Here is an 8,208-nt window from a genome sequence, read left to right as displayed (position 1 = left end):
GCTTCGAGAACCTCGATCATCAGGGTCCGTGCCCGCTTTCATCAAGACTCTGCGAAAATCACACCGGCCACGCCCCAGGCCGACAAACTCGTACCACCAGACGAGAACGCAGAAGCCCTGTCGGCGGCACTGTAGGCAAAGCCCTGCCGACGTGACCGAGGGGAACGAACCAAAACCTCGGGAGAGGATTGAAGGTCTCGGGGGTGGTGGGTTCTAGTTCGTGCCCTGATGGTTGCGGGGCACGCTGGGAGAAGCTCGGTGTGAAATTTTGTTCTGATACTGAGGGTATGAATACCCTTATGTCCTGGTCTGGGGAGATGTTGGTCGCTCGGCTGCGGGAGTTGGTCGAGCTGGAGACGCCGGTGGGTTCGGCTGCGCATCTGGTGGTGGGGGCGGAGGTGCTGGCTGAGTGGGGGGCTGGTGTTTTGGGGCGGGTGCCGGAGTGGGTGGTGGTGGACGGGTTGCCGCATCTGGTGTGGCCGGCGGTGGAGCAGCGGGTGTTGTTGCTCGGGCACTTCGACACCGTGTGGCCGGCGGGGACGTTGGGGGAGTGGCCGTTCGAGGTGGCGGGGGCGGTGGCTACTGGGCCGGGGGTCGTTGATATGAAGTCGGGGATTGTGGTGATGATGGCGGCCATGGCGCTGGTGGCGGATACGTCGCGGGTTGGGCTTCTTCTCACGTGTGATGAGGAGAGTGGGTCGGTGGGGTCGCGGGCGCTTATTGAGCGGGAGGCGCGGCGGAGTGGGGCGGTGTTGGTGGGGGAGCCGGCCAATCCTGATGGGGCGTTGAAGGTTGCGCGTAAGGGTGGGTCGGCGTATCGGCTCACGGTGCATGGGCGGGCGGCGCATGCGGGGGTGGAGCCGCATCTGGGGGTGAATGCCAGTGTGGAGGCTGCGCATCAGGTGTTGGCGGTGAAGGCGTTCGCGGATGAGGGGGCGCAGACCACGGTGACGCCTACGGCTTTGACTTCGGGTACGACGTCGAACACTGTGCCGGAGACTGCGACGTTGGCGATTGATGTCCGGGCGTGGAGTACCGCGGAGTTGGCGCGGGTGGATGGGCTCATCAGGGCCCTGTCGGCGCGGGTGGAGGGGGCTTCGTTGAGTCTGGACGGGGGCTTCAGTCGGCATCCGCTCTCGGTGGAGTCCTCTCGGGGGTTGTTCGAGGTGGCGCGGGGGGCGGCGGCGGAGTTGGGGATGGTGCTGCCGGCGGGGGCTTGGGCGCCGGGGGCTTCGGATGCGAACTTCGCCGCGGCGGTGGGGGCGCCGACGCTTGATGGGCTGGGCGGGGTCGGTGGTGGGTCGCACAGCCGGGGTGAGTATGTCGACGTGGGGCAGCTGGCTCCGCGGGCGCGGTTGGTGGCTCGCATGGTGGAGCGGTTGACGGGGGAGCCATTCGGGCGGAGTTCCGGCGCGGAGGCCGGGCTCATCAGTACCCTGTGATGACGCCGCGCGCCCGCGCGGCTGTCGTCGTTTCGGGCGCTGAGAGGCTCATCGATGAGTGTGGGATCCGGACCGCGGTTCGGTATCGAGGAAGAGTTCCTGGTGGTGGACCGGCGGAGCCGGGCGGTGGTGCCGCGGGCCGGGGTGGTGATCGGGCGGGCCAAGGAGGTGTTGGGAGAGCGGATCGGCGGGGAGATCACCAAGCTTCAGATCGAGGCGCGGACCGATCCTTGTCGGACCGTGGCGGAGGCGGTGGGGCAGCTCGAACAGGCGCGGGGGGTGCTGGCCGAGGCGGCTGACCGGGACGGGTTGGCGGTGGTGGCCACGGGGACGCCGGTGCTCGGGGACTTCGTGCCGCCGGCCATGACCACCGGGCCGCGTCAGGATCGGGGCAATGAGACGTTCCGGGGGTTGCACGACGAGCTGGCGATCTGTGCGCTGCACGTCCATGTGGAGATCCCGGATCGGGAGCAGGCGGTGCTGGCGGGCAATCATCTGCGGCCGTGGTTGCCGACTCTGATCGCGCTGGGGGCGAACTCGCCGTTCTGGGCCGAGCGGGACACCGGGTACGCGAGTTGGCGCACGATGATCTGGACCCGGTGGCCGGTCGCGGGTCCGCCGCCGTTCTTCAGTTCGGCGGAGCACTACGACCGGACTGTGGAGATGCTGCACGAGGTGGGTTCGGTCGTGGACGTTGGCACGATCTTCTGGGATCTGCGGCCCTCGGCGCATGTGCCGACGCTGGAGGTGCGGGTCAGCGACGTGCCGATGACAGCGCGGGACTCGGTGATGACGGCTGCTTTGATCAGGGCACTGACCGTGGACGCGCTGGCGAAGGTCGCGGCGGGTGATCCGGGGCCGCAGGTGGGCGCCGAGGTGCTGCGTCTGGCGTATTGGCGGGCGGCTCGGGACGGGCTCACCGGCTCCGGGATCGATCCGGTGACCGGACGGCTGGTCCCAGCAGCCGCCCTGGTCGAGTCGTTGGTGGCGGTGGCGCGTCCGGCGTTGGAGGACGGCGGGGAGGCGGACGCGGTCGCGAGCTGGCTCAAGGAGCTGATTCACGGCGGGGACGGCGCCGCGCGGCAGCGGGCCGCGGCGGCCGACCGGGGTTCGCTCGGTGACGTCGTCGATGTGCTCATCGAGCAGACCGCCGGGGCACATTGAGCATTCAGAAGTAAGTCAGCGGTATTCGTGGCATATCAGACTGGAGGTTGCCTGAGGGGAGAGAACCTTGACCGCCTCCAGTACTGATCATGTTTTCGCCGACGGCTCGGACGCGTCGGTGCGGACGGTTCCCGTGGACGCCCGGAGCTTGCCGCCGGAGGCCATGCGGGCTGCCGCGATGGATTTCGCGGAGCTGATGGCCTCCCGGCGCTCGGTGCGCGAGTTCTCCCGGGATCCGGTCCCGGACGGTGTCATCGAGCAGGCCGTGCGGACGGCGGCCAGCGCGCCGAGCGGCGCGCATGTGCAGCCGTGGCGGTTCGTCGTCATCACCGATCCGCAGCGCAAGCGGCGGCTGCGGGAGGCGGCCGAGGCCGAGGAGTACGAGTTCTACCATCGGCGGGCCTCGGCGCAGTGGCTGGACGCGATCGCCCGGTTCGGCACCGACTGGCACAAGCCGTTCCTGACCGACGCCCCGGCCGTGATCGTCGTCTTCGAGGTGCATCAGGGCCCGAACAGCCCCAAGCCCTACTACGTCAAGGAGTCCGTCGGCATCGCGGTCGGGTTCCTGCTGGCCGCGCTGCACCATGCCGGACTGGCCACGCTGACCCACACGCCGAGCCCGATGCGCTTCCTGAACGAGGTGTGCGAACGGCCGCCCGAGGAGCGGCCGTACCTGGTCGTCCCGGTGGGCTATCCCGCGGTCGGGACGCGGGTCCCGGACCTCGTCCGCAAGCCGCTGGAGGAGGTCATGGTCCGCTACTGAGCCTCGGATCCCAGCTGCTCGGCGAAGAACTCCCGCAGCGGTGTCACGTGGCGGTCGGGCCGGCGCCACTCGGCGAGCAGGTCCTCCAGCAGGTGCCGTTCGGCGAGCTGCCGGCCGCGGTGGTGGCGCCGGACCACGGGATGGATGAAGGCGCTCTCGCGGGCCCGTCCGGGTTCCGGGTGCCGTTCGATGGCGAAGACGTCGGCGTAGTCGTCGCGGCCCCAGCGCAGGGTCACGGTGTAGAGGTGGGCCTCGTCGGCGAAGCGCTGCACGGCGTAGTCCTCCGGCAGGTCCCGGTAGAGCTTGACGCGGCCGGTCGTCTCGTCGACGACGATCGCGTCGCAGAGGTATTCGAACTGGGTCCACAGGGCGGAGCTCCAGTTGACCCGGTCCAGTACCAGCGCCGTCAGTTCTTCGGGATCGGCCTTGGCCTCGCCGTACTCCAGCGGGACACCTTCATAGCGCTCCCGCAGCAGCGTGCACAGGGTCCGCAGGTTGTAGCGGAAGCCGTCGATGAAGGCCGAGGACGCCCGCTTGAAATCGTGGGCCTGGGCCAGTGTCCCGGCGAAGTACAGGCCCTCCACGCCGGCCGACTGCCAGTCCGGGCCGGTCGAGGGCAGGCGGCCGTCGCGCTCGGTCGGCGGGACGCAGCCCTCGGCGTAGATGGAGGTGTCCATGCGGAAGCCGGTGCAGCGCAGGACGGATTCGTATTCCAGCGTCGCGGTCTCGCCGTCGGCGTGCGTGTAGGTGATGTCGACTTCGAAGCCTGAGCCGGTCTTGCGGATCCGGTCGATCGTGCAGTCCAGGACCGAGTGCAGGGTCTTGAACTGATAGCTGTCCAGGATGGCGCCGTACTGGCCGCGCACGTCGCCGGGGTGCTTGCTGGTCCAGGTCAGCCGCAGCGGCCGGCGGCTGGCCAGGTGCACCATCGCGGCGTGGCCGAGCATGGCGTGGGCGGTCTCGAACGCCGAGTTGCCCTTGCCGATCACCAGGACCCGCTGGTCGGTGTAGGCGGCCGGGTCCACGTCCATGTCCTCGTACCCGGTCGCGTGTTCGATGCCCGGGATGTCCGGGACGAAGGGCGCGGCCCAGCCGGTCGCGGCGATGACGCACTCGGCGCGCACGGCGCCGCGCGAGGTGCGGACGAGGAATCCGGTGCCGTCGCGCTCGACGCCGACGACCTCGGTGCCGTACTCGACGGTGAGGTCGTGGCGCTGCTGGAAGGCGGCGAGGTAGCGCACCATGTCGTCCGCAGAGGGCAGATACTCCTGGCTGAAGCGCGGGAACAGCATCTCCGGGTCGTCGTTGAGCAGCGTGTTCCAGTCCCAGCGCAGGCGGATCTCCGGGTCCTCGGACCGGACGTGCACCTTGTTCAGGGAGATGAGACGGCGGTGGCGCGGGAAGCGGCGGAAGAAGCTGCCCGGGGCCGCGTGCCGTTCCAGGGTCAGATAGTCGGAGCCGGCCTGCTGGAGGTAGTAGCTCAGTTGCAGGCCGGCCGGTCCTGCGCCGATGACGAGGTACCGGATGCTGCGGGGCTCTGCTTCGGACACAGGCCGGCTCCCTATTGTGTTAGCGGACCGCTGCCTGCGCCTGGTGTGCGCGGGCAGCGGCGACGGTGGGCAGATAACCCTCGGCGACCAGGGCTTTGGCACGTTCCGCCAGTCCGCTGAGATCGTCCGGCATGACGGTCGCCAGGCCGTCCACGTACCGGTTGAACATGCAGAACGCGGCGGCTATCAGGACCGTGTCATGGATCTCCGGGTCGTCGGCCCCGGCCGCGCGCGCCGCGTCGACCAGCTCCGTGGTGACCTGCCGTCCGCCGCGCTGCACCGCGGCGGCGACGTCCAGCAGGGCTTTGAGCTTGTCGCTGATCGGCGCGGAGCCGACGTCGGCCCGGATGACGTCCAGCTCCAACCCCTCGGGCAGCTGCGCGGCGGTGAACGCGGCGTGGGTGGTGGTGCAGAACCGGCACTCGTTGAGCCCGGAGACGTGAGTGGCGATCAGTTCGCGTTCCCAGCGCTCCAGGGTGCTGGGACCGCGCAGCAGGATCTCGGCCAGCTCGCTCAGCGGTGCGGCGGTCTCGGGGCGGTAGAAGAACAGGGAACGTATACCGGGCTGGTCGTTGCCCAGGTCGATGTGCGGCAAGGTGTCACACTCCCAGCTGTTCCGCGGCGAGCGCGGTGCCCTCGACGCGGGCGCGGATCTTGGCGAAAGCGGTGTCGCGCGAGGTGGAGACGTCGTCGGCGAACGGCGAGAAGCCGCAGTCGTCGCAGGTGCCGAGCCGGTCCACCGGCAGGTGGCGGGCGGCGGCGAGCACCCGGTCGCGGACCTGTTCGGGGGTCTCCACCGCGGGGTCGATCGGGTCGGTGACGCCGACGAAGACCCGGGCGGTCGCCGGCAGGTGGTCGGCGGCCACGCCCAGGACCCGGTCCGGGTCGGACTCGCTGGCCAGCTGGAGGTAGAAGGCGCCGGCGTTGAGGCGGAACAGCTGGGGCAGCAGCTGGGCGTAGTCGACATCGAGGCTGTGGGTGGAGTCCTGGTCGCCGCCGGGGCAGGTGTGCACGCCGATCCGGGCGCGCTCGGCGTCGCTGAACCGGTCGAGCACCTGGTTGTTCAGGGCGATGAAGTCGTCCAGGACGCCGCCGCTGGGGTCGAGCTTGAGCGACAGGCGGCCTTCGGTGAAGTCCAGCTGCACGCTGTGGGCGCCGGCGTCCAGGCAGCCGCGGATGTCGGCCTCGGCCTGGTCGGCCAGGTCGGCGAGGAACTGCTCGCGGGGGTAGCCGTCGATGCCGCCGGCCGGGTAGAGCAGGCTCAGCGCCGAGGGGGCGATGACCGCCTGCTTGACCGGGACCTTGGCGTGCGGCAGCGCGGCCTTCAGATAGCTGTCGGCGTTCCGCCGGTACCGGAAGGGCCCGGCGTTGAGCGAGGGCAGCGTGCGCTGATGCCCGTCCGCGAACGGGATGGCCACGCCGTCCGGGTTCAGATGGTCGAGTCCGGCGATCGGGTAGGTCGCGAAGCTCGGCTTGCCCTGCTCGCCGTCGGTGACGACCGGCGAGCCGGCGGCCTCCATGGCCTCGATGGTCTCGGCGACCGCCCGGCTGACGGCGTCGGCGAGCGCCGCGGCGTCCAGCCGTCCTTCGTCGTGGGCTGATAACGCGGCGAGCAGCTCGGGGGAACGCGGAACGGAGCCGATCGGCTCGGTGGGGATAGGCATGGGCCGCAACCTAATAATGGCCGGAGCAGATCGTCAATGACACATAGTAGCCAATTGGTGACGCCATGTGCTGGTCGGCGACCCGTTGAAGTCAGTTTGCCTCAGGTTTCCACCTCTGCCGATGCCCGGAATTGAGCATTCTCGAAGACGCCGTCCGGGCCGCGGGCGAAGACGATGTCCGCGTCGAATGCCCGCCTTCCGCGACCCGAGCCGGACCCCTTTGGAGGAGACCGCCTTGAGCGCTGCCACGCTCGCATCGTCCGACGCCCCGGAACGTACCTCGCTGTTCGTCGACGGCCGCTTCCCGCGCCGCCGTCTCCTGGTCCTGCTGCTGAGCCTGATCGGCGGCCTGTTCCTCACCTACGGCTGGAAGGCGAGCACCGCCGACGACGCCATCGGCTTCAACACCGCCAACGCCCTGCTGGGCCACGACGCGCACAGGACGCCGATCGCCGGCGTCGGCGCCGGGATCCTCTTCGCCTTCGTCACCGGCCTGGCCGGCTCCTTCACCGCCTGCAACGTGGCCGTGTTCGGCGCGGTCGGGCCGCTGGTCGGCCGGGCGGCGAGCCGCCGGGAGAAGCTGCGCGCGGCAGCCGCCCCACTCGGCTGGCTCGCGCTGGGCATGATCCCGGTCTCGGCGGCGTACGGAGCGGTCGTCGGCATCGTCGGCACCCGCATGCCGCAGTATTCGACGGCGCCGGCCAAGGGCATCTCGCCGCGCACCGCGCAGTCGATGATCACCTTCGGAAGCATCGGCCTGATCATGCTCCTGCTCGGGCTGGCGGCGCTGGGCCTGATCCCCGATCCGCTGGCCGCGGTCTCCCGCCGCTTCCCGCACGCGCCGCTGATCCTGATGGGCGCGCTGGTCGGCGCCTTCCTCATCGGCCGGCCCTACCCGCTGTTCCGCGACATGTTCCGGCACGCCGCCGGCACCCACAACCCGTTCTACGGCGCGCTCGCGTTCTCGTTGCAGTCGATCGGCAACATCATCGCGATGTCCGTGCTGTTCCTGCTGCTGTCCTGGGGCCTGGGCGGCCGGGTCCAGCGTTGGCTGGCGGCCCGGCCCGGCCGCACCGCGATCGTGACCGGCGCGGCCTTCGTCACGGCCGGCATGTTCATGCTCGGGTACTGGGAACTCCGGGTGCTGGGCCGCCTGGGCTACCTCTGGTTCCCGACCGCGCCCTGGGCCTGACGGCCGTAACCGGGCAGGTCGGAGTGGTCGACGCCGTGCGCGGTCCAGCTGTACAGGTGCACCTGGATGCCGTCGGGGTCGTCGAACACCAGCAGCCAGCCGATCGACGCCTCGATCACCGGCGAGTGCTCGACACCGGCGGTGTCGAGGTGGTCGGCCCAGGACTGGACGGCGGCCTGGTCGGCGACGGCGAAGCTGACCGGGTCGAAGCCGCGGCAGCCCTCGGCCGCCGCCGGGTTGACGCGCAGCGTCAGCAGCGTGTCGCCGAGGCCGGGCACCTCGCCGGCCACGCCGCGCACGACGCCGTCGGAGTCCGGGAACTCCATCGTCACGGCGAAGCCGAAGACCCGGCCGTACCAGTCGACGCTGCGAGCCAAGTCGGTGACCGGGATCTTCACGTGGTGGACGCCGGCCAAGATCGGGCGGTTCATGA

The 8,208-nt window shown here is 70.0% G+C and carries 8 protein-coding genes; 4 read left to right on the top strand and 4 right to left on the bottom strand.

The window, feature by feature from the left end:
- Window positions 1–287 precede the first annotated feature (287 nt).
- The 3 genes from ABD481_RS32125 (at window position 288) to ABD481_RS32115 (ending at window position 3,369) form a co-directional block, all read left to right on the top strand.
- A complete protein-coding gene (locus ABD481_RS32125; RefSeq protein WP_344669576.1) occupies window positions 288–1,442 on the top strand; it encodes a M20/M25/M40 family metallo-hydrolase in 1,155 nt (384 codons plus the stop codon).
- A 54-nt stretch (window positions 1,443–1,496) separates the two neighbouring features.
- Window positions 1,497–2,606 carry a carboxylate-amine ligase gene (locus ABD481_RS32120; protein WP_344669575.1) on the top strand — a complete coding sequence of 370 codons (1,110 nt, stop codon included), beginning with the start codon at window positions 1,497–1,499 and terminating at the stop codon, window positions 2,604–2,606.
- A gap of 163 nt (window positions 2,607–2,769) precedes the next feature.
- On the top strand, window positions 2,770–3,369 hold the full coding sequence (locus tag ABD481_RS32115) for a nitroreductase family protein (RefSeq protein ID WP_344669578.1): 600 nt from the start codon (window positions 2,770–2,772) through the stop codon (window positions 3,367–3,369).
- On the opposite strand, the gene ABD481_RS32110 is transcribed toward ABD481_RS32115, so the two are convergent.
- From ABD481_RS32110 to ABD481_RS32100, 3 genes are read right to left on the bottom strand one after another with little or no spacing between them, the layout of a single operon-like run.
- On the bottom strand, window positions 3,363–4,919 hold the full coding sequence (locus ABD481_RS32110) for an NAD(P)-binding domain-containing protein (RefSeq protein ID WP_344669574.1): 1,557 nt from the start codon (window positions 4,917–4,919) through the stop codon (window positions 3,363–3,365). The genes ABD481_RS32115 and ABD481_RS32110 overlap by 7 nt on opposite strands.
- Window positions 4,920–4,938: 19 nt before the next feature.
- Window positions 4,939–5,514, bottom strand: coding sequence for a carboxymuconolactone decarboxylase family protein (locus ABD481_RS32105; RefSeq protein ID WP_344669573.1), 576 nt, complete (start codon window positions 5,512–5,514; stop codon window positions 4,939–4,941).
- Between the two features lie 4 nt (window positions 5,515–5,518).
- Window positions 5,519–6,583 (bottom strand): cobalamin-independent methionine synthase II family protein, encoded by a 1,065-nt coding sequence (locus ABD481_RS32100; RefSeq protein WP_344669572.1) that lies wholly within the window; start codon window positions 6,581–6,583, stop codon window positions 5,519–5,521.
- Between the two features lie 235 nt (window positions 6,584–6,818).
- Here ABD481_RS32100 and ABD481_RS32095 point away from each other — a divergent pair, with 235 nt between their 5' ends.
- Complete coding sequence (locus tag ABD481_RS32095; RefSeq protein ID WP_344669571.1) at window positions 6,819–7,775, top strand: hypothetical protein; 957 nt, start codon at window positions 6,819–6,821, stop codon at window positions 7,773–7,775.
- Here ABD481_RS32095 and ABD481_RS32090 read toward each other — a convergent pair.
- Window positions 7,742–8,206 (bottom strand): VOC family protein, encoded by a 465-nt coding sequence (locus ABD481_RS32090; protein ID WP_344669570.1) that lies wholly within the window; start codon window positions 8,204–8,206, stop codon window positions 7,742–7,744. The genes ABD481_RS32095 and ABD481_RS32090 overlap by 34 nt on opposite strands.
- Window positions 8,207–8,208 lie beyond the last annotated feature (2 nt).

Source organism: Catenulispora yoronensis, from assembly GCF_039531695.1.
In the GTDB taxonomy this organism is placed as follows: domain Bacteria; phylum Actinomycetota; class Actinomycetes; order Streptomycetales; family Catenulisporaceae; genus Catenulispora; species Catenulispora yoronensis.
This window is presented reverse-complemented; position numbering and strand designations above follow the sequence as displayed.